This is a genomic window from Roseomonas sp. OT10 (assembly GCF_020991085.1).
GTDB classification, from domain to species: domain Bacteria; phylum Pseudomonadota; class Alphaproteobacteria; order Acetobacterales; family Acetobacteraceae; genus Roseomonas; species Roseomonas cutis.
In genome coordinates this window covers 4875993-4894620 of the sequence record NZ_CP087719.1, presented here as the reverse complement: position 1 = coordinate 4894620, position 18628 = coordinate 4875993, and the positions used below count along the sequence as shown (strand labels likewise).

Annotated in this window: 19 protein-coding genes; 12 read left to right on the top strand and 7 right to left on the bottom strand. The window is 73.8% G+C overall.

What is annotated here, in order from left to right; genetic code table 11:
• The first annotated feature begins 11 nt into the window (after positions 1–11).
• The 7 genes from LPC08_RS22295 to pcaF all read left to right on the top strand — a co-directional run bounded on the left by LPC08_RS22295 (position 12) and on the right by pcaF (position 5541).
• Entirely contained in the window at positions 12–347 is a 336-nt protein-coding gene (locus tag LPC08_RS22295; RefSeq protein WP_230450421.1) for a hypothetical protein, read from the top strand.
• Between the two features lie 128 nt (positions 348–475).
• Positions 476–889 (top strand): Rap1a/Tai family immunity protein, encoded by a 414-nt coding sequence (locus LPC08_RS22290; protein WP_230450420.1) that lies wholly within the window; start codon positions 476–478, stop codon positions 887–889.
• Positions 890–910: 21 nt separating this feature from the next.
• On the top strand, positions 911–1195 hold the full coding sequence (locus LPC08_RS22285; RefSeq protein WP_230448543.1) for a YMGG-like glycine zipper-containing protein: 285 nt from the start codon (positions 911–913) through the stop codon (positions 1193–1195).
• Between the two features lie 577 nt (positions 1196–1772).
• On the top strand, positions 1773–2702 hold the full coding sequence (locus tag LPC08_RS22280) for a rhamnan synthesis F family protein (protein ID WP_230450419.1): 930 nt from the start codon (positions 1773–1775) through the stop codon (positions 2700–2702).
• A 255-nt stretch (positions 2703–2957) separates the two neighbouring features.
• Positions 2958–3641 (top strand): 3-oxoacid CoA-transferase subunit A, encoded by a 684-nt coding sequence (locus LPC08_RS22275; RefSeq protein ID WP_230450418.1) that lies wholly within the window; start codon positions 2958–2960, stop codon positions 3639–3641.
• Between the two features lie 23 nt (positions 3642–3664).
• Positions 3665–4324 carry a 3-oxoacid CoA-transferase subunit B gene (locus LPC08_RS22270; RefSeq protein WP_304622041.1) on the top strand — a complete coding sequence of 220 codons (660 nt, stop codon included), beginning with the start codon at positions 3665–3667 and terminating at the stop codon, positions 4322–4324.
• 14 nt (positions 4325–4338) lie between these two features.
• Positions 4339–5541 (top strand): 3-oxoadipyl-CoA thiolase, encoded by a 1203-nt coding sequence (pcaF, locus tag LPC08_RS22265; RefSeq protein WP_230450417.1) that lies wholly within the window; start codon positions 4339–4341, stop codon positions 5539–5541.
• A gap of 450 nt (positions 5542–5991) precedes the next feature.
• Here pcaF and LPC08_RS22260 read toward each other — a convergent pair whose 3' ends face one another.
• Positions 5992–6993 carry an NHL repeat-containing protein gene (locus LPC08_RS22260; RefSeq protein ID WP_230450416.1) on the bottom strand — a complete coding sequence of 334 codons (1002 nt, stop codon included), beginning with the start codon at positions 6991–6993 and terminating at the stop codon, positions 5992–5994.
• Between the two features lie 200 nt (positions 6994–7193).
• Here LPC08_RS22260 and LPC08_RS22255 point away from each other — a divergent pair, with 200 nt between their 5' ends.
• A complete protein-coding gene (locus tag LPC08_RS22255; RefSeq protein ID WP_304622040.1) occupies positions 7194–7850 on the top strand; it encodes an MBL fold metallo-hydrolase in 657 nt (218 codons plus the stop codon).
• 40 nt (positions 7851–7890) lie between these two features.
• Here LPC08_RS22255 and LPC08_RS22250 read toward each other — a convergent pair whose 3' ends face one another.
• Positions 7891–8553, bottom strand: coding sequence for a hypothetical protein (locus LPC08_RS22250; RefSeq protein ID WP_230450415.1), 663 nt, complete (start codon positions 8551–8553; stop codon positions 7891–7893).
• Between the two features lie 96 nt (positions 8554–8649).
• Here LPC08_RS22250 and LPC08_RS22245 point away from each other — a divergent pair, with 96 nt between their 5' ends.
• Positions 8650–9561, top strand: a complete 912-nt coding sequence (locus LPC08_RS22245) for a hydroxymethylglutaryl-CoA lyase (RefSeq protein WP_230450414.1) — start codon at positions 8650–8652, stop codon at positions 9559–9561.
• Between the two features lie 225 nt (positions 9562–9786).
• The gene (locus LPC08_RS22240) at positions 9787–10557 is read left to right on the top strand and encodes an IclR family transcriptional regulator (protein ID WP_230450413.1); all 771 of its coding nucleotides are present in this window, start codon (positions 9787–9789) and stop codon (positions 10555–10557) included.
• A gap of 33 nt (positions 10558–10590) precedes the next feature.
• On the opposite strand, the gene LPC08_RS22235 is transcribed toward LPC08_RS22240, so the two are convergent.
• From LPC08_RS22235 to LPC08_RS22215, 5 genes are all read right to left on the bottom strand, one after another.
• Complete coding sequence (locus tag LPC08_RS22235; RefSeq protein ID WP_230450412.1) at positions 10591–12345, bottom strand: polysaccharide biosynthesis/export family protein; 1755 nt, start codon at positions 12343–12345, stop codon at positions 10591–10593.
• Positions 12346–12451: 106 nt separating this feature from the next.
• Positions 12452–13648, bottom strand: coding sequence for a KpsE/RkpR family capsule polysaccharide export protein (locus LPC08_RS22230; protein ID WP_230450411.1), 1197 nt, complete (start codon positions 13646–13648; stop codon positions 12452–12454).
• A complete protein-coding gene (locus LPC08_RS22225; RefSeq protein WP_230450410.1) occupies positions 13617–14264 on the bottom strand; it encodes an ABC transporter ATP-binding protein in 648 nt (215 codons plus the stop codon). Before LPC08_RS22225 ends, LPC08_RS22230 begins: the two co-directional genes overlap by 32 nt.
• Positions 14265–14273: 9 nt before the next feature.
• Positions 14274–15080 carry an ABC transporter permease gene (locus LPC08_RS22220; RefSeq protein ID WP_230450409.1) on the bottom strand — a complete coding sequence of 269 codons (807 nt, stop codon included), beginning with the start codon at positions 15078–15080 and terminating at the stop codon, positions 14274–14276.
• A gap of 6 nt (positions 15081–15086) precedes the next feature.
• Entirely contained in the window at positions 15087–15530 is a 444-nt protein-coding gene (locus LPC08_RS22215; protein WP_230450408.1) for an RT0821/Lpp0805 family surface protein, read from the bottom strand.
• Between the two features lie 47 nt (positions 15531–15577).
• On the opposite strand from LPC08_RS22215, the gene LPC08_RS22210 reads away from it, so the two are divergent.
• Together LPC08_RS22210 and LPC08_RS22205 are read left to right on the top strand one after the other, a co-directional pair.
• Positions 15578–17368, top strand: coding sequence for a capsular polysaccharide export protein, LipB/KpsS family (locus tag LPC08_RS22210; RefSeq protein ID WP_230450407.1), 1791 nt, complete (start codon positions 15578–15580; stop codon positions 17366–17368).
• 133 nt (positions 17369–17501) lie between these two features.
• The gene (locus tag LPC08_RS22205; RefSeq protein WP_230450406.1) at positions 17502–18509 is read left to right on the top strand and encodes a mannonate dehydratase; all 1008 of its coding nucleotides are present in this window, start codon (positions 17502–17504) and stop codon (positions 18507–18509) included.
• Positions 18510–18628: the final 119 nt, after the last annotated feature.

The window sequence follows — 18628 nt, the reverse complement described above, 5'->3', positions numbered from 1 at the left end:
AACGGCATGCCATGACACTGCGTCACAAGATCCTCGCCGCAGCCCTGCTCGCCACCGCCGCATTCGGCCAGGGCGCGATGGCCCAGGGCTCCGCGGCCTACAACCAGGCCCTGCTGGCGGAGCTGAGCCCGGAGAAGCGGGCCGAGGTGCAGGGCCGCGCCACCCAGGGCAACTCCGTGCAGGAGGTGCTGGAGGTGATCCTGCTGAACAACATCAAGCTGCGCTATCCCGCCAACCGCATCGTCGCCCTCGACTTCGGCCGCGGCACCGCCGTGGTGGAGCTTCCGGAGGGGAATGCGATGCGCATCGTCACCTTCAACAAGAGCACCCTGGAGATCCAGGGCTGACACGCGGCGGACGGGCGCCACCCGCGCCCGTCCGCGACATGGATGACCCGGCGCGACCCGGCTCTCCGCCTGCGGGCGGGAGCGGTGGCGCCCGGGCAGCGCCCGCTTGACGGAGAGAGTGCGACACGATGCAGAAGATCTTCGGGGTGGCCGCGGCGGCAGCCCTGCTCGGCCTGTCAGGGGCTGCCTCGGCCCAGACGCCGGTGCCCACCGCCGCGACCACGGCGGGGGAGCTTGGGGCCATCTGCCTGGCGGAGACGACGGGCGTGCCCCGGCTGGAGGCCATTGCCTATTGCCAGGGCTACCTGACGGCGATGGGCCAGTACCATGCGGCGCTGCACCCGGCGGGGGGGCGGCAGGCGCCGCTGTTCTGCCTGCCCAACCCGCCGCCGACGGTGGCGCAGTCGGGCGTCGCCTTCGGGCAGTGGATGCGACAGAACCCGCAATACGGCTCGGAAGCGCCGCTGGACGGGCTGCTGCGCTGGGCCCAGGCCACCTATCCCTGCCCCGCGGCGGCCGCGCCGTCGCGCCGTGGCCGTTGAGGGGGGGCCGAGATGAGGAGCATGATGAGCATCCGCACCACCCGCCTTGCCCTGCCGCTGCTGGCGGCCCTGTCGCTGGGGGCCTGCGAGGGCATGAACGACAGCCAGCGCCGGGTCGGCACGGGCGCCCTGGGGGGCGCCGCCATCGGCGGCATCGCCGGTTCCTTCAGCGGCAATGCCGGCTGGGGCGCGCTGATCGGGGCGGGGGCCGGCGCCGCCGGCGGCTACCTGTGGGACCAGTCGCAGCGCGCCCAGGACCGCGCCTTCGAGCAGGGCTACCGGCAGGGTCGCCAGAACCGCCGCTGAACCCCGCCGTCGGCGACAGCCGCCGCGGCCCATGCGGCGTCTGATACGGACGGGGCGATGCCTTGATCCGTGCCGGCATGGGGGCGCCCGTGGCCCGGGGGCAAGGCTCTGCCTCGCCCCCGTACCCCACTCCGCCAGGACCCTGCGGGCCCTGGACCCGATCAGCGCTGCCGCGGGACAACCTGATACGGGGTCACAGCGCCGAGGAGCCATGCTCCTCGGCGGGACCGGCCGCCGCACTCGCTGACGCCTCTGAATCTTTTCCAGGGTCCCGCCTGTCCGCGCTCCGTCAGGGTTCAGCCCGCAGGCTGACGGCAGCAGCCAGCACCAGACTCCCAGCGGGGACCGGGGCCCGCTTGTGGCCCCGGTGGAGGGGGTCTGGGGGAGGCGGCGCCTCCCCCGGGGGACGGGTCCGCCTTCGCCACGGATCGGGGCCGCACCGTGCCGGTTGCGGCGCCCCGGGCACGCCCGGCCGGATTCCGGCGGGCCGGGGGGATACGGCCGGGGGTGACGTTGACGCTTGCTCGCCCCGTGGGCAAAGAGATCGATCTTCCCCTGTCTCCAGGTTGCAACCGCGATGATTGATACGCCGGCCGATGTGAAGGCATCGATCGCGGTGTTCGTCCATGCCCACTACCCGGACATCTGGCGGGAGATGAGCAAGGTGCTGGCCCGGCGCCTCACCCTGCCTTTCCATCTGGTCGTCACGACCTCCGCCCCGGTGGAGGAGATCGTTCTGCCGCAGACCCCCGCCCTGCTCTCGGCGCGGGTGCTGCCGGTCGAGAACCGGGGTCGGGACATCCTGCCCTTCCTGCGGGCCCTGGAGGTGCTGCCGGACTTCACCTTCGGCCTGAAGCTGCACACCAAGAAGTCGCCGCAGCGCGAGGACGGGGCGCAGTGGCGCGCCGCGCTGCTCGACTCCCTGCTGCCGGGCCAGGGTGGCGGCCGGGCGATCATCGAGCGCCTGCGCGCCGACCGGCGCATCGGCTTCGTCACCCCGGCCGCCTTCTGCCTCAGCGTGAAGCCCTGGATCCTGGTCAATGCCGAGGGCATGGACCGTGTCCTCACCACCCTGGGCGGCGAGATGACGGAGGACGACCTGGAGGACGCCTATTTCGCCGCCGGCTCCATGTTCTGGTTCCGCCACGAAGCCCTGGCCGGGCTGGTGGACGAGCGGGTGACGGCGCTGTTCGAGGCGGAGGCCGGGCAGCTCGACGGCACCACCGCCCATGCGATGGAGCGGCTCTTCCCCGTGGTGGCGCGGCGCCGCGGCTACGTCTCGCTCGCCATGCCGGCGCTGCTGGCCTCGCGCCCGACCATGACCCTGCCGGAGCTGCAGGCCCTGGCCCGGCGCCACGCCGACGTGCCCAGCACCTACTTCCCCGCGCCCTACGTCCCTGCCCTGCCCCCGCGGCGCTCGCCCCTGCGCGGCCTGTTGTCCCGGGCGGGCGGGCGGCACCTGCGGGCGATCGGGCACCGCATCCTGCGCCCCTGGGCACATCGCTGACCGGCGCATGGGCGCGATGCCGCCCGGCCATGCCGGGGCGCCGGCCGGGGTCTGGTCACCCGCGCCCGGCTTCGGCATCTTGCCGCCCTCAGTTGGCCCCTGCGGCGGGACCCGGGCGCCGCAGCCGTGGCAGGCCGCCCGCCGCGGCGGGCCGCCCCCGAGGATGCACGGCCCGGTGGCTCCGGACCGCCTCCCCCGGCGGCACGGGCCCGGGAGCCTGCCGCACGGGACGCCATCCACAGTCGAGGACACTCCATGATCGATAAATTCGTCCGCTCGGTGGCCGAGGCGCTGGACGGGATCCAGGACGGTGCCACCGTGCTGGTCGGCGGCTTCGGGTCCGTGGGGCAGCCCAACGCGCTGATCGAGGGGCTGGCCGAGCAGGGCGCGAAGGACCTCACCGTCGTCGCCAACAACGCCGGCACGGGACACACGGGCTTGGCCCGGCTGATGGAGCTGGGACGGGTGCGCAAGATCATCTGCTCCTTCCCGCGCTCGGCCGGCTCGGTGGTCTTCGAGGAGCTGTACAAGGCCGGGAGGATCGAGCTGGAGATCGTGCCGCAGGGCACGCTGGCGGAGCGGATGCGCGCGGCGGGCGCGGGCGTCCCCGCCTTCTTCACCCCCACGGGCGCCGGCACGCTGCTGGCCCAGGGCAAGGAGGTGCGGGAGTATGGCGGCCGCCCCTGCATCCTGGAGGAGGCGCTGCCCGGCGACGTGGCGCTGGTGGAGGCCTGGCGGGCGGACCGCTGGGGCAACCTGACCTACCGGGAATCCGGGCGGAACTTCAACCCGGTGATGGCCGCCGCCGGGCGGCGCACCATCGTGCAGACCCAGCATGTCTGCGAGGCCGTGGACGGCATCGACCCGGAGGTCGTGGTCACGCCCGGCATCTTCGTCGACCGCGTGGTGCACGTCCCCTACGGCGACCCGCAGGGTTGAGCCGGCAAGCGGAGGAGCGAGACATGTCCGAGACCCTGGGCTTCAAGCCGCTGAGCCGGCCGCAGATGGCGGCGCGCGTGGCGCGGGACATCCCCGAGGGCTGGTACGTGAACCTGGGCATCGGCGTGCCGACCCTGGTGGCCGACCAGATCCCCGCCGAACGCGAGGTGATCATCCATTCCGAGAACGGGCTTCTGGGCATGGGCCCGGCGCCGGAGGAGGGCAAGGCCGATCCCTGGCTGATCAACGCGGGCAAGCAGCAGGTGACGCTGCGCCCGGGCGGCAGCTTCTTCCACCATGCCGACAGCTTCTCGATGATCCGCGGCGGGCACCTGGACCTCTGCGTGCTCGGCGCCTTCGAGGTGGCGCAGAACGGCGACATCGCCAACTGGGCGACCTCGGCCAACGACAGCGCCCCCGCCGTGGGCGGGGCCATGGACCTCTCGGTGGGCGCCAAGCGCCTCTGGGTGGTGATGGAGCACACCACCAAGGACGGGCGGCCCCGCCTGGTGGAGGAATGCTCCTATCCGCTGACCGCCGGGCGCGCGGTGACGCGGGTCTACACCAACCTCGCGGTGATCGACATCACGGAGCAGGGCTTCGTGGTGCGCGAGATGGTGCCAGGGCTGGATTTCGAGACGCTGCAGGCCAGGACCGGCGCGACGCTGCACAAGGCAGGCTGAGAGGGGAGCGAACCATGGCTGACGCTTACATCTGCGACTTCGTCCGCACCCCGATCGGCCGCTATGCCGGCGCGCTGAAGGATGTGCGCCCGGACGACCTGCTGGCCCATACCTTCCGCGCCCTGGTGGAGCGCAACACGGGCGTGGACTGGGCGGCGGTGGACGACTGCTATGTCGGCTGCGCCAACCAGGCGGGCGAGGACAACCGCGACGTGGCCCGCATGGCGGTGCTGCTCGCCGGCCTGCCCGTGGTGGTGCCGGGATCGACGCTGAACCGGCTCTGCGGCTCGGGCCTCGATGCCGTGGGCACGGCGGCGCGCATGATCCGCTCCGGCGACGCGGAGCTGGTGATCGCCGGCGGCGTGGAGAGCATGACCCGCGCGCCCTTCGTCATGGGCAAGGCGGCAACGGCCTTCTCGCGCGACGCGAAGGTCGAGGACACCACCATCGGCTGGCGCTTCGTCAACCCGATGATGAAGAAGACCTACGGCACGGATTCCATGCCCGAGACGGGCGAGAACGTGGCGGAGCAGTTCGGCATCTCGCGCGAGGACCAGGACGTCTTCGCCTACCGCTCGCAGCAGAAGGCCAAGGCGGCGCAGGAGGCGGGCTTCTTCGCCCGTGAGATCGTCCCCGTCACCATCCCCGGCCGCAAGGGCGACACGGTGGTGGAGCTGGACGAGCACCCGCGCCCCGAGACGACGCTGGAGGGCCTGGCCAAGCTCAAGACCCCCTTCCGCAACCCCGGCACGGTCACGGCGGGCAATGCCTCGGGCGTGAACGACGGTGCCGCGGCGCTGATCATCGCCAGCGAGGCGGCGGCCCGGAAATACGGCCTCACCCCGCGCGCCCGGGTGGTGAGCATGGCCACCGCCGGCGTCGAGCCGCGCATCATGGGCTTCGGCCCGGCGCCCGCGACCAAGAAGCTGCTGGCCCGCACCGGGCTGTCGATCGGCGAGATCGACGTGATCGAGCTGAACGAGGCCTTCGCCAGCCAGGCGCTGGCGGTGACGCGCGACCTCGGCCTGCCCGACGACGCGCCGCAGGTGAACCCGCATGGCGGCGCCATCGCGCTGGGACACCCGCTGGGCGCCTCCGGGGCGCGCATCGCCCTGACCTCGGTGAACGCCCTGGAAACGCTGGGCGGCAAGCGTGCCATCGCCACCATGTGCATCGGCGTCGGCCAGGGCATCGCGGCGCTGATCGAACGGGTCTGATCCCGATGGCGGGATGAGCTGACCCGTTGTGCTGTGGTGTTCCAGCGGGGACCGGGAGGGGACGCCGTCCCCTCCCAGACCCTCCCCTGCCGGGGCCACAAGCGGGCCCCGGACCCCGCTGGGAGTCTGGTGCTCCGTGGTGGGTGTTAGCCTCCGGGCTGAACCCTGACGGCGCGCGGACAGGCGGGACTCCAGAAGAAATCCAGAAGGTGTCAGCGAGGGCTGAGGCCGGTCCCGCCGAGGAGCATGGCTCCTCGGCGCCTCGACCCCGTATCAGGCTGTCCCGCGGCAGCGCTGATCGGGTCCAGGGCCCGCAGGGTCCTGGCGGAGTGGGGGTACGGGGGCGAGGCAGAGCCTTGCCCCCGGGTCACGGGCGCACCCCGCGCCGGCACGGATCAGCGCCTCCCGCCATCCGTATGGCGCCGCGGGGCGCGGCCCTGGGGCCGGCACCTATCCTGGCGTCACCAGGCGTGTGACGTCCGCCCCGGCCCGGGTCGCGAAGTGTCCCTCGATCCGGTGGGTTTCCAGGTCCAGCAGGGCGATGCGGTCATTGGCCAGGGAGACGAAGGCCAGGGGCCGCGACGGGTGCAGCGAGGCCGCGCTGGGCTTGGCGTCCAGCGGGATGGCGGCGATCTCCTCCAGCCGCGGGCCCAGCAGCACCATGCGGGCGCGTTCCAGGTCGGCCAGCAACAGCCGCCCGTCCGGCAGGGCATAGAGGCGCAGCGGGTCGCCGCTCACCGGCCTGGTCTCGGTGACGCGCATGCTGTCCGCCGCGATGGCGGCCACCGTGCCGCTGCGCCGGTTGGCCACGTAGAGCGTCCGCTCGTCCGGGCTCAGGCACAGCCCCTCCGGCATGCGCCCGGTGGTGACCGTGACCGGCGCGATGGCGGCGTCACGGGGCCGGACGAGGCTCGCGGTGTTGGAGAGCAGGCCGGTGACGTAGGCGCGCTCCCCGTCGCGCGTCAGCGCGAAGAGATGCGTCTTGATGCCGCCCGCGGCGACGGCGATGGAGGGCTGCCGCGCCTCCGCCGGCTCGTCGAAGGTCAGCAGGGTATTGCGCCCCTCGCTGAGCACGGAGAGCCGCCCGCGCGCGTCGATCGCCATGCCGTGCGGCCGGTTGAAGGGCGCGATGTCGATGCGGTGCGCGATTTTGCGTTCGCGCAGATCCACGACCAGCACGGCATGCCCGCCCTCGGCGGTGGCGGCGGAGGTCTCCACCCCGTAGTGCCCGACGAAGGCGAGGCGGGACTGCGGATCGACCACGAACTCGTGCGGGTACTCGGCCAGCGCCACCTCGCCGAGGCGACGGCCGGATTCAGGATCCAGGAAGCCCAGCGTGCCGGCGTTCTTCTCCATCACCAGCAGCGCCGGGGCGTCGCCCTGCGCCCGGGCAGTGGTCGCGGAGGCCATGGCGGCCGCCGCGCCGGCCAGGGTGGTCCGTCGGTTCAGCATGGGCGGCTCCTGTCGTGGCACGGGTTGCCTCCGTTCGACGCCCGGGGCCCGGAAGGGTTGCCCGCCCCGGCCGATGGCCCGGCTCCCCGCGGCCCGGCCGGCGCCACCTCGCCGCCCCGCCCCCTGCCGCGGGGTGGCGCCGGCGCGGCCGGAGGGTGCTAGGGAGCGTGCCGGACACCGCAGACGGAGACCCCCCAGCCATGACGTCGGATGCCAGCGGCCTGCGAGGGGCAGTCGTGCCCGTCACCCCCTTCCACCAGAACTGCCTGATCCTCTGGGACGAGGCGACGAAGCGCGGCGCCGTCATCGATCCCGGCGAGGCGGCCCCCGTCCTGGCCGCGCTGGAGCAGCTGGGCGTGACGGCGGAGAAGGTGGTGCTGACCCATGGCCACCTGGACCACGCCTCGGGCGCGGCCGAGCTGGCGGAGCGGCTCGGCATCCCGGTCGAGGGGCCGCACGAGGCGGACCGCTTCCTGCTCGACGGCCTGCCGGAGGCGGCGGCGAAGTACGGCTTTCCCGCCCGGGCGGTCACGCCGGACCGCTGGCTGTCCGAGGGCGACACGGTGGAGATCGCGGGCCGGCCCTTCGCGGTGCTGCACGTCCCCGGCCATACCCCCGGCCACCTGGTCTTCTTCGACGCGGCCCAGCGCCTGGCGCTGGTGGGCGACGTGCTGTTCCGCGGCTCCGTCGGCCGCAGCGACTTCCCCTATGGCGACGGCCCCGGCCTGATCGAGGGCATCCGCGGCAAGCTCTTCCCGCTGGGCGACGACGTGCAGTTCCACTGCGGCCACGGCCCCGGCGGCACGCTGGGCGAGGAGCGCCGGACCAACCCCTATGCCGGCGAGGCGGCACGCTAGGGCCCGTTCCGCAGGGCGCCCCGCCCCCGGCAGGATGGCATCATCCTGGCGGCAGCTCGATGTAGCTTTCCCAGGCGGGGGGTTCCCAGGTGGCGCTGTCCCAGGCGGGCCCCTTCCCCCGGCCCCCGTGGGCGGCCATGGCCCGGTCCCGGGCGGCCCGCCAGCCGGTCAGGTCCAGCCGCCGCGCGCCGGGCTCCCCGCCGCCCGGCGGCCCCTCCCCGGGCAGGGCGTAGCCGAGCCGCCGCAGGCCGAGCCCCGCCGCCGCGGCCAGCCCCATGGCGCGCAGGGCGGCCCGGTCGCCGGCCTCCCCCGGCGGCAGCAGCAGCGTGTCCAGCGCCGCCTCCCGGCGCAGCAGCCCGGCGACGACGGTGACCATGGCCGCGAAGCCCGGCCCGGCCTCCGGCACGCCGCCGGCCGGCTGCCCCAGCAGCACCAGCATGCCCGCGCCCAGCCCCAGCGCCGCCAGCCCCTCCACCGCCTGGCGGCGCCGCAATGCGGGCTGGCCCTGGCCATCGGTGGCGATGACCACCCGCACCGGCCGCCCCGCGGCAGCCATCGCCGCGAGCAGCCCGCCGCAGCCCCGGATCTCGTCGCCCGGACGGGCGGAGAGCAGGAGCAGGCCGCCCTCACCCGGCAGCATCGCCTCCAGGGACAGGGTGGCCGGGGGCAGGGCCTCCGGGGTGCCGCGCGGGGCCTTGGTCATGCGGGTGTCCTTTCCGGCAGGCAGCGGGCCCAGGCGGTTTCCAGGCGCGGCCGATCCGCTCTATGCCTGTCCCGGAGACAAGCGGGGAGACGATCCATGGCCGGGGCAGAGCGTGTCACCATCAGCGACGTCGCCCCCCGCGACGGGCTGCAGTCCATCGGGCCCTTCGTGCCGACGCGGACCAAGGTCGCGCTGGTCCAGGCGCTGTACGCGGCGGGGGTGCGGCGGATGGAGATCGGCTCCTTCGTCTCGCCGAAGGCCGTGCCGCAGATGGCCGACACGGCGGAGGTGCTGGCCGAGGCGAAGCGCCTCCCCGGGCTGGAATGCACCACCCTCGTCCCCAACCGGCGCGGCTTCGACGACGCGATCCGCCATGGCGCCGACCGGCTCGGCCTCTTCATGTCCGTCACCGAGAGCCACAACCAGGCCAACCTGAACCGCTCGCGCGCGGCGAGCTTCGAGGACCTCGCCGCCATCGTGCGCGATGCCCGCGCGGCCGGGGTGGCGCTGCGCTTCAACCTCTCCTGCGTCTTCCACTGCCCCTTCGAGGGCGTGGTGCCGGAGGCGGAGGCGCTGGACTGGATCGAGCGCGCCGTGGCGCTGGACCCGGAGATGGAGATCGCGCTCGCCGACACCACCGGCAACGCCGCCCCCGACCAGGTGGCGCGGCTGTTCCACCGGGTCCGCGCCGGCTGGGGCGAGCGCTTCGCCTTCCACGGCCATGACACCTACGGCATGGGCGTGGCCAATGCGGCCGCCGCCTTCGAGGCGGGCTGCCGCGTCTTCGACAGCGCCGCCGGCGGGCTGGGCGGCTGCCCCTTCGCCCCCGGCGCCACCGGCAACGTGGCCACCGAGGACCTCGCCTGGCTGTTCCGCCGCCTGGGCGTGGAGACGGGGCTGGACTGGAACCGCCTCCTCGCCGCCGCCGACCTCGCCGCCGCCGTGCCGGGCGGCCAGCCGGGCGGGCGGCTGCGCGGCGTGCCGGCGGCGCGGCGGATCGCGGCGTAGGGGCAGCCCGGGCCGGATGCCCGCGCCGCCCGATCCGCCCAAGGACGGGTCAGGACCGGCGACGCGGGCGGCTGCGGGCCCGGTTTTTGCTCAGTGCGCCGCACGGGCCTGGCACAGGAACGCCCAATGGCCCTTGCGGCCGCGCGTCCGCGGTGCGCCTGTGGCGGCAGGGCCGCGAGCCTTCGGCCCGGTGGTCCAGAACGCTTCACGGTCGCGGTCATGTCCATGAACCCATCGTACCGGCATCGCCAGGAAGGGACGGGAAGCCTCCGTCGCGCGCTCCACCTCCTGCAGGAACTCGGCACCGCGGACGAGGCGGGGCTGCGGCTGACCGAGCTTGTCGGCCGCACGGGGCTGGAGCCCTCCACCGTCCATCGCCTGCTCGCCTGCCTGGTCGAGGAGGGCTTCCTGCAGAAGTCGGCCGGCAAGCGCTACATGCTGGGGGCCCAGCTCTTCGAGCTCGGCCTTGTGGCCGGCGCCCGCATGGACCGCTTCGCCCCGGCCGAGGAGCCCCTGCGCCGGCTCGCCGCGCGCGTCGGCGCCGTCGCCGCCCTGAACCGCCGCAGCGCCCGGGAGACCATCTACCTCAAGCGGGTGCAGTGCGCGGCGCCACGCCTGGCCGTCGGCGGCACGGTCGGGATGCGCCTGCCCATCGGCATCGGCGCGGGCGGCGTCGCCCTGCTCGCCAGCATGGGCGAGGACGAGGCGGAGGAACTCCTGCGCGCGAATGACGGCCGCTACCGCCGCTATGACCGCCACGCGCCGGACCTGCTGCGCCGCCGGCTGAGCCGGGCCCGGGAGGATGGCTTCGCCGTGACCGAGAGCTTCCGCCACCCCGGGGTGAACGCGCTCGGCCTGGTGATTCCCGTGTCGGCCGGCGTCCCGGAGCTGTCGCTGGGCCTGGCCGGGCCGGATGTCGATCCCCGCCGGCCGGAGTCCCTGGTGCGCGAGATGCGGCGTACCGCCCAGGAGATCGCGGCCGCCTGCCAGCTCTGACCGGGGGCGGGCCCTGCGGCCCCCCCGCGCGTCCTACCAGAAGACGCGGGCAGAAAGGGCCGTCTGGTAGATCAGGCTCAGCAGGTCGCGGGCGATCTGGAAGCTCTTGGCGTCCAGCTTGGGCAGGGCGATCAGCTCGTCCCCCGGGGAGGGGGCGTTGCGCGGCTCCAGGATCAGCTCCCCGCTCGCCTTGCGGATCATCATGGTGGACAGGTCGCCACGCTCGGCGAAGCCGCCGGCGGAGCGGACGTAGTCCGCGATGGTCATGTCCTGGCGCCAGACGACGGCGGTGGGGGAGAGCACCTCGCCCGCCACCAGCACCGTCTGCACCCGGTCGGGGATGACGATGGTGTCGTTGTCCTCCAGCCGGACGTCGGCGCAGCGGCCGGTGCGGTCGGAGACGACCAGCCGCCCCTCCGGCTGGGTGCGCCGGGCGCGCTGGATGTAGGAGGAGACGAGCTGCGCCTCGGTCGCCCGGATCTGCGCCACGCCGGTGGTGGAGGAGACGGCCATGAACAGCTGCCGCTCCAGCCGGTCCATCGCCTCGTTGATGGTGCGGCGCTGCTGCGCGGCGATGCGCGGCCGCAGCAGGTAGACGGAGGCGGTGTCGGCCAGCAGCGGGTCCACCGCCACGTGGTCGAGGAGCTGGCACAGCCCCATGTCGCGATCCGTCACCAGCACGGAGGGGCCGATGCGGCTGCCCTCGATGGTCACGCGCACCGTCTGGGCGGGCGCGTCGGTGATGAAGCTGACCACGTCCTGGTCGAGCAGGGAGACGCTGCGCAGCTGCGCCGTGGTGACGTAGCGCGAATAGGGCTGGCCGCCGCGGGTGCCGCGCACCACGGCGTTGGTCGCCGCCGGCAGCGGGGCGGCGAGCTGGATCAGCTCCTCGCCCGACATGGCGCGGCCGGGCACCTCGAACAGGTAGTTGTTGCGCACGGCGCCGTCGACGCCGACCAGCGCGCCCTGCCTGGCGACGACCAGCGTGTCGCCCTCCTGCAGCAGCATGTTGGGCAGGGTGCCGCGCAGCAGGAAGGCATAGAGGTCGATCGTGGTCACCGTCCGCCCGCCGCGGCGAAGCTGGATGTCGCGGAAGGAGCCGCGCGCGGGATCCACGCCGCCGGCCCGCAGCAGGTAGTCCAGCACGCTCTCCGAGGCGGAGCCGGTGTGGCGGCCGGGGGAGCGCACGAAGCCGGTGACGAAGACGCCGATGCGGTTGGTGTTCAGCAGCACGGCATAGACCTGCACCTGCTGGGTGTAGATCCGCCGCACCTCGCTCTCGACCACCCGCTGCAGGTCGCCGGCGCGGGTCCCGGCCACGCGGATCGGGCCGATGGAGGGCAGGAAGAGGTTGCCGTCGGGGTCCACCTGCCCGACCGCCTCCGCCTCCACCGCGCCCCAGACCCGGACGGAGACGCGGTCGCCGGGGCCGAGCCGGTAGTTCGCGTTGGGCGCATCGGTCGGCGCCGGGGCGGGGCGGTTGAACAGCGCCGCGCCGAAGACGGCGCGCGAGGGGCCTGCGATGCGGTCCGGCTCGCCCAGCGGGCCGGGGACGACCGGGCCGCCCTCGGCCTCCGTCGTCGTGCCCTGGCGGGTGATCGGGACGTCCTGCTGCAGGATGGTGCTGGCGGGGTCGTCCACGTTCACCATGGGGGTGAGGCGCCCCGGGGTGCCGGGCTGCACCTGCTGCTGCCCCGTGCCCTGCGCCGCGGCCGGCAGGGCCAGCGGCAGCGCGGCCGGCAGGCCGGCCAGGATGGCCAGCGCCGCAGCGTGGATCAGCGCACGCATGTGAACCCCCTTCCCCTCCAGGCCCGGCGCCCCCCCGGCACCGGACCCTATGCGTTGGGCCGCCGCGGCCCCATCGCGGCGTGGCCCGGATCCCCCCTCCGCGGCGTCAGGCGGCGTGCTCGCGCACGCCGGCCAGCAGCAGCCAGCCGATACCGTAGACGACGCACAGCACCGCGAACAGGCTGCCCAGCAGGAACAGCACCCGCGGGTACTCGGCATACTCGGCCAGGTTGGGCTGGACCACGCGGGAGACGAAGAGCTGCTGGCGCTGCGACTCGATGCGCGCCTGCTCCAGCGAGGCCGTGGCGGAGGCGAGCTGCTTGTCCGCGAAGTCCCGCTCCAGCATCAGCCGCTCGTAGCCCGCGATCTGCGCGGGCAGCGCCTGGCGCGCATCGGATGTCATCTTGGCCCGGTCCGCGGCGATCTGCCGCTCCAGCGCGTTGATCCGGTTCTGCACGTTGCGCAGCGCCGGGTTGTCGGCGCGCAGGAAGGCGGACTTCTCCGCATGCTCGGCCCGCGCCTCGGTCAGCGCGTTCTCCAGCCGGGCGACGATGGCCTGGCTCGCCTCCGCCTCCCGCCCCGGATCGACGGCGCGCTCGCGCACCCGGAAGTTCGTCAGCGCCTCGCGGGAGGCGAGGACGCGCTGCTCGGCCAGGGCGACCTCCTCGCGGGCGACGCGCAGCGTGTCGCCGCGGGCCCGTTCGCTCAGCCGGTTCACCAGGTTCTCGGACTGGCGCAGCAGGGCCTCTGTCAGCTCCTGCGCGTCCTCGGGCCGGAAGGCGCGCGTCGCCACCGTCAGCGCGCCGGAGGAGCTGTCGTAGCCGATCGTCACCATGCGCCGGTAGTAGCGCAGCAGCTTCTCCATCGGCGGGTCCTCCTCCCAGAGGCGGGCCAGCCGGTCCGCCTCCGGGCGGCGCCAGATCGCCACCACGTCCACCGTGCCCTCCAGCCCGCGCAGCGCGTCCCGGGACTGCAGGAATTCGCGCACCGCCATCGCGTCCTCCTGGCTCGCCCTGAAGCCGGCCGCCCCCAGCATCTCGCCCAGCGCGCCGCTCGGCGCGGTGCCGCTGCCGCCGCGCGAGCGGATCAGGAAGCGCGTCTCGCTCTCGTACTGCGGGGCGGCGACGCCCAGCAGGTAGCCGCTGGCCAGGAGCATCGGCAGCACCACGATGAGGAGGAAGCCGCGGTAGCGCCGGATCAGACGCCCCAGCCGTGACGGCCGCCTGGGCAGCGGGCCGGCACGGCTCGACACCTCGAGGTCGGCCTGCGCGTCAAAGGGTGTTATAGACGGCGATAGCTTCATCGAGATCCTCGTGGAACTCCAGCCGTCCCTGGTGGAGCACGGCGGCGGTGCGGCAGTACTGGCGGAGATGCTCGGCGCTGTGGGAGACCATCAGCATCGCCGCGCGGCTCAGCCGTTCCTGCAGCATGCGGTGGGTGCGCTCGACGAAGCGGGCATCGCCGGCGGAGACGGCCTCGTCGATCAGGTAGCAGTCGAAGTCGACCGCGAAGGACAGGCCCAGCAGCAGCCGCCCCATCATGCCGGCCGAATAGGTGCGTGCCGGCTCGCGGAAATACGGGCCCAGCTCGGCGAAGCTCTCCACCGCCTCCAGCACCTCCGGCACCGGCAGGCCGTAGATGCGGGCGATGAAGCGGGCGTTGTCGGCGCCGCTCAGGCTGGCCTGGATGCCGAAGCCCGAGGCCAGCGGCCAGGAGACGCTCATTTGCCGTATGACGCGCCCTGCGCTGGGCACCTCGACCCCCGACAGGATCCGCAGCAGGGTGGACTTGCCAGCGCCGTTGCGCCCGAGGATACCGACCGCGTCGCCGGGGCGAATGACCGCATTCACCCCTTCCAGCACCGAGCGCAGGCCGGAGCGTGTCGGATAGCTCTTCCAGACATTGTCCAAGACCAGCACCGGGCGAACTCAGAACAGCGTCAGCTGGCGCCGGGCCGACCGCAGCGCGGCCATGCCCAGCAGGTTGGTGGCGGCGATCCACGCGATGATGTATCCGACACTGTAATAGGCCGGCAGCCGAGAGCCGAAGTAGCCGTCCCGGATCATCTCATGGATGTTCACCAGCGGCACCCAGAGCAGCGCCTCGCGCACGTCCGGCGAAAACCAGTGCAAGGCGAAGAACGCACCGGAGATCGGCATCGTCAGGTAGGTGACGGGATGGATGAGCCGGTCGAAGCTCTCCCAGCGTATGCCACCGGCCGCCAACAGCATGGCCAGCCCGTGGCTCAGCAGCAGCATGCAGAGCACGCCCATGATTATCAGCCGGACATCTTCCGGCCACTCGTCCCATACCAGCCCTGCGAAGCCGAGGACCAGCATGATCACCATGGTGATGGAGGCGGCTTCCAGCAGGTTGCGCGCCGTGACGATGTCGAACAGCGTCACCTGCCGGTGGAACAGCAGGGTCAGGTTGGAATGCACGGCGCTGGGAGCGCGGTTGACGATGGCCCGGAAGACGAAGAAGGGCACGTAGCCCACGATGCTGAACATGAAGGGGTTCAACCCCCCCGGCAGGCTGTGGCCGCGGAGGGCATGGATCGTCCCCAGCACGGTCCCCAGCATCAGCGGCTCCAGGAACAGCCAGAGGAAGCCGAGGTTGTGCCGCCCGAAGCGCGTCTGCATCTCGCGCATGATCAGCGCGCCGATCACCCGGACCTGCACGACCAGGGGCGAGCGTTGTGCCGGGCGGCCGACCGGCTGGAGGCTGGCGCTCATCCGGGCTCAGGAGCGGCCCAAGGCCCCGCCGCGCAGCAGCGGCCGCGCCGGCACCCAGCCGGCGACCGGGTCCTGGCAATAGAGCGCGCCGCGCCCTTCCGCGGCGCCGCCGATCTGCAGCTCCCGGCACTCCCGCCCCGAGGCGGCGCTGTAGGCCCGCACCAGCCGCACCACCGCGGCCCGGCCGCTGTCGGGCAGGGTCACGCTCTCCTGCTGGCCCGGGGCGGCGCGACCCGCGAAGGCCGCCAGCGAATCAGCGGGACGGGCGGGCGTCGCCGCCACGGGGGCCGGCGCCGCCGCGGCGGGGGTGCTGCGGAAGGCGTCCCAGGGCATGACCACGTTGTTCTGCCCGCTGCAGGCCGCCAGGCCGAGCGGGGCCAGAAGGGTCAGCAGCCGGATCGTTCCGGCACGCTGCCCGCGGGGGTTGCAGGGGCGGTCATGGTGGTCCATCGGGGCACGCTAGCCCAATCCGCTCCGTCCGACAAAATGATTGCGACATGAAGGATTTGCGAGGCCTCGCCGTCCTGGCCCCGCGCCTGCGGCAATGGCCGCACCTGCCGGCCTTCTGGCCGGAGGCCCGGCTGGTGCCCTGGCCCGCCCCGGCCGCGGCGCTGCTGCTGGCCGAGGACGACGTGCCGCCGGCGGGCTGGGCCGGCCCCGTCCGCCGCGTCACGACCGGTCCCTTCGCGCCGCCCGCCTTCGCCGGCCGCAGCCTGCCGCCCATTCTGTGCGAACCCGACCTGCCCGATCCCGGCGCCATGGCCGTGCCGCCCGGAATGGCGGAGCGCATCCGGGCCGGGCGGCTGGGCGGCCCGCCTGGCCTGCCCGATCCCGGCGGGGCCGCGCTGGGCGGGGCAGGGGGAGCGGAGCCGGGCGCGGTCCTGGCGCTGACCACCGCGGCGGCGCAGGAAGCCCTGGCGGAGGGCCGGCGGGTCCTGCTGGCCCGCGATCCCTGGGCCCAGGTGGCACCGGAAGGCCTCCCCGGGGCCCGCCTCCTCCCTGGCCACTGGTCGCCCTGGACCCTGCTGGACCTGGCCGCGGAGGTCCGGGGGGCGGGCTGGAACATGGCCCTGCTGGCCGGGGTGGCGGGTCGGCCCTGCCCGGGGGCGCCGCTGGCCACCCTGTCCATGCTGCGCTGGGCCGACCCCTTCCGTCGGCGCCCCTGCGACCCTGGCGAGGCGCTCGACCTGCTGCGGCTCTGGCGCGACCGGGCGGAGGAGAACCGGCGGGTCGTCGCCTGCCTCGGCGTCGCCCGCTGGAAGCGCCCGCAGGTGGGCGCGCTGCTGGGGCGGGAGGCAGCGGCGCCGGCCTTCGCCGGCTCGGCCGCCGCGGCGCTGCGCCTGGCGAGGCGGGAGGGCGGCGGCGTCGCCGTCTGGGCCTCCCGCGAGCGTCCCGGGCTGCGCGGACAGGGCGTGCCGGTGCTGGCGCTGGAGGACGGCTTCCTGCGCTCGCGCGGGATCGGCGCACGGTTCCGGCCGGGGGCCTCCTACTGCCTGGATTCTCGGCGCGCCTATTACGACCCCTCGGAGCCCTCCGACCTGGAGGCGCTGCTGCAGGCGGGGATCGACGACCCCGCGCTGCTGGCCCGCGCGGCCCGGATGCGGGAGGCGGTCGTCGGGCGCGGGATCGGCAAGTACCATCTGCCGGGCGAGGCGCCCGCCCTGCATGCCCCGGCCGGCCGGCCCGTCCTGCTGGTGCCGGGGCAGGTGGAGGACGATGCCTCCGTCCGGCTGGGCGGCGGCCCGATCCGCTCCAACCTCGCCTTGCTGCGCCAGGTCCGTGCGGCGCATCCCGGGGCGTGGCTGGTCTACAAGCCGCACCCCGACCTGGAGGCGGGCTTCCGGCGCGGCCGCATCCCGCGCGCCGCCCTGGCCGAGGTGGCGGACGAGGTGGTGGCGGGCGCGCCGCTTTCCGGCCTCTTCCCGCAGATCGACGGGCTGCACACCCTGACCTCGCTCTCGGGCTTCGAGGCGCTGCTGCGCGGCGTGCCGGTCACCGTCTGGGGGCGGCCCTTCTATGCCGGCTGGGGACTCACCGAGGACCGCTCGCCCGACGGCTTCCCGCCGGGGCGGCGCGGCGTGCGGCGCAGCCTGGACGAGCTGGTGGCCGCGACGCTGCTGGCCTATCCGCGCTACCTCGATCCGTTGACGCTGCTGCCCTGCCCGGCCGAGGTGGTGCTGGACCGGCTGGACGACCCCACGGCCTGGCCCGTGGCGCCGCGCACCTGGCACCGCGGCGTGGAGGGGGCGCTGCGCCGCTGGCTGGCCCGCCTCTCGGGCCGGCGCTGACAGGTCCGAAGCCGTCTTCCGCCGATCGCCGCGTTCCCGGCGACGGGCCGTTTGACGGCCGCACGGGCGCGGATGATCCTGCCGCAAAGGGCGACCGGAACGGGCCGGCCGACGGGGGGATGGAGACGGTCCGATGCTGCTGGGCACGCAGGTTCCGGCGCGCGACGACGACGACTACCGGATGTTCGCGCAGCTGGGGGTACGCCACGTCTGCGCCGACCCGCCGGGCAACCCGCATGACTGGTCGCTCGACGAGCTGCTGCGCTTCCGCGAGAAGATCGAAGGCTTCGGCCTGTCGCTCGACATGGTGCAGCTCCCGCTCTCCTCCCGGCCGATCGAGGAATCGCGGAGTCCCGACATCCTGACCGCCGGGCCGGACCGCGACCGGCAGATCGACAGCATCTGCCGGTTGATCGAACGCCTCGCCGCCGCGGGCATCCCGGCGGCGAAATACAACCTGAACATCATCGGCATCCCGCGCACGCCGATGGAGGCGGGGCGTGGCGGCGCAATGGCCGAGGCGTTCCGCTGGGACAAGGCGGATCACGACGCGCCGCCCGGGCTCGCCGGCATCCTGCCGGAAGAGGAGAACTGGGCGCGCATCGACTACTTCCTGGAACGCGTGGTGCCGGTGGCGGAGAGCAGCCGCGTCCGCCTCGCCTGCCATCCGCACGACCCCTACACGCCGCCGGGCTATCGCGGCGTCACGCGCGCCCTCGGCACGGTGGAGGGGCTGAAGCGCTTCGTGCAGATGCGGGAGAGCCCGTATCACGGGCTGAACTTCTGCCAGGGCACGCTCGGCGAGATGCTGGAGAACCCGCGCGAGGAGATCGGCGACGTCATCCGCTGGTTCGGCGAGCGCGGGAAGATCTTCAACGTCCATTTCCGCAACATCGCGGGCGGGCGGCTCAGCTTCCGCGAGACCTTCCCGGAGGAGGGCGACATGGACATGTGGGCGGCGCTGAAGCTCTACGAGGCGGTCGGCTACCGCTACATGATCATGCCGGACCACGTGCCGACGATCAGCGGCCGCGATCCCAAGGGCACCGCCTTCGCCTTCTGCTACGGCTACATCGCCGCGCTGCTGCAGGCGCTGGGACGGCCGCCGGAGCCGGGCCCGGCGGCCGTGGCGACGGCCTGAGGACAGCGCAGGGCTGGCGCCAGGCTACGGCATTTTCACCTTTGCCTGGGACGACAGAATCTCGCGTACTGCCACAAGATATGTGATATTGCAGTTTAAAGGGCACCGGAAACCGGGCC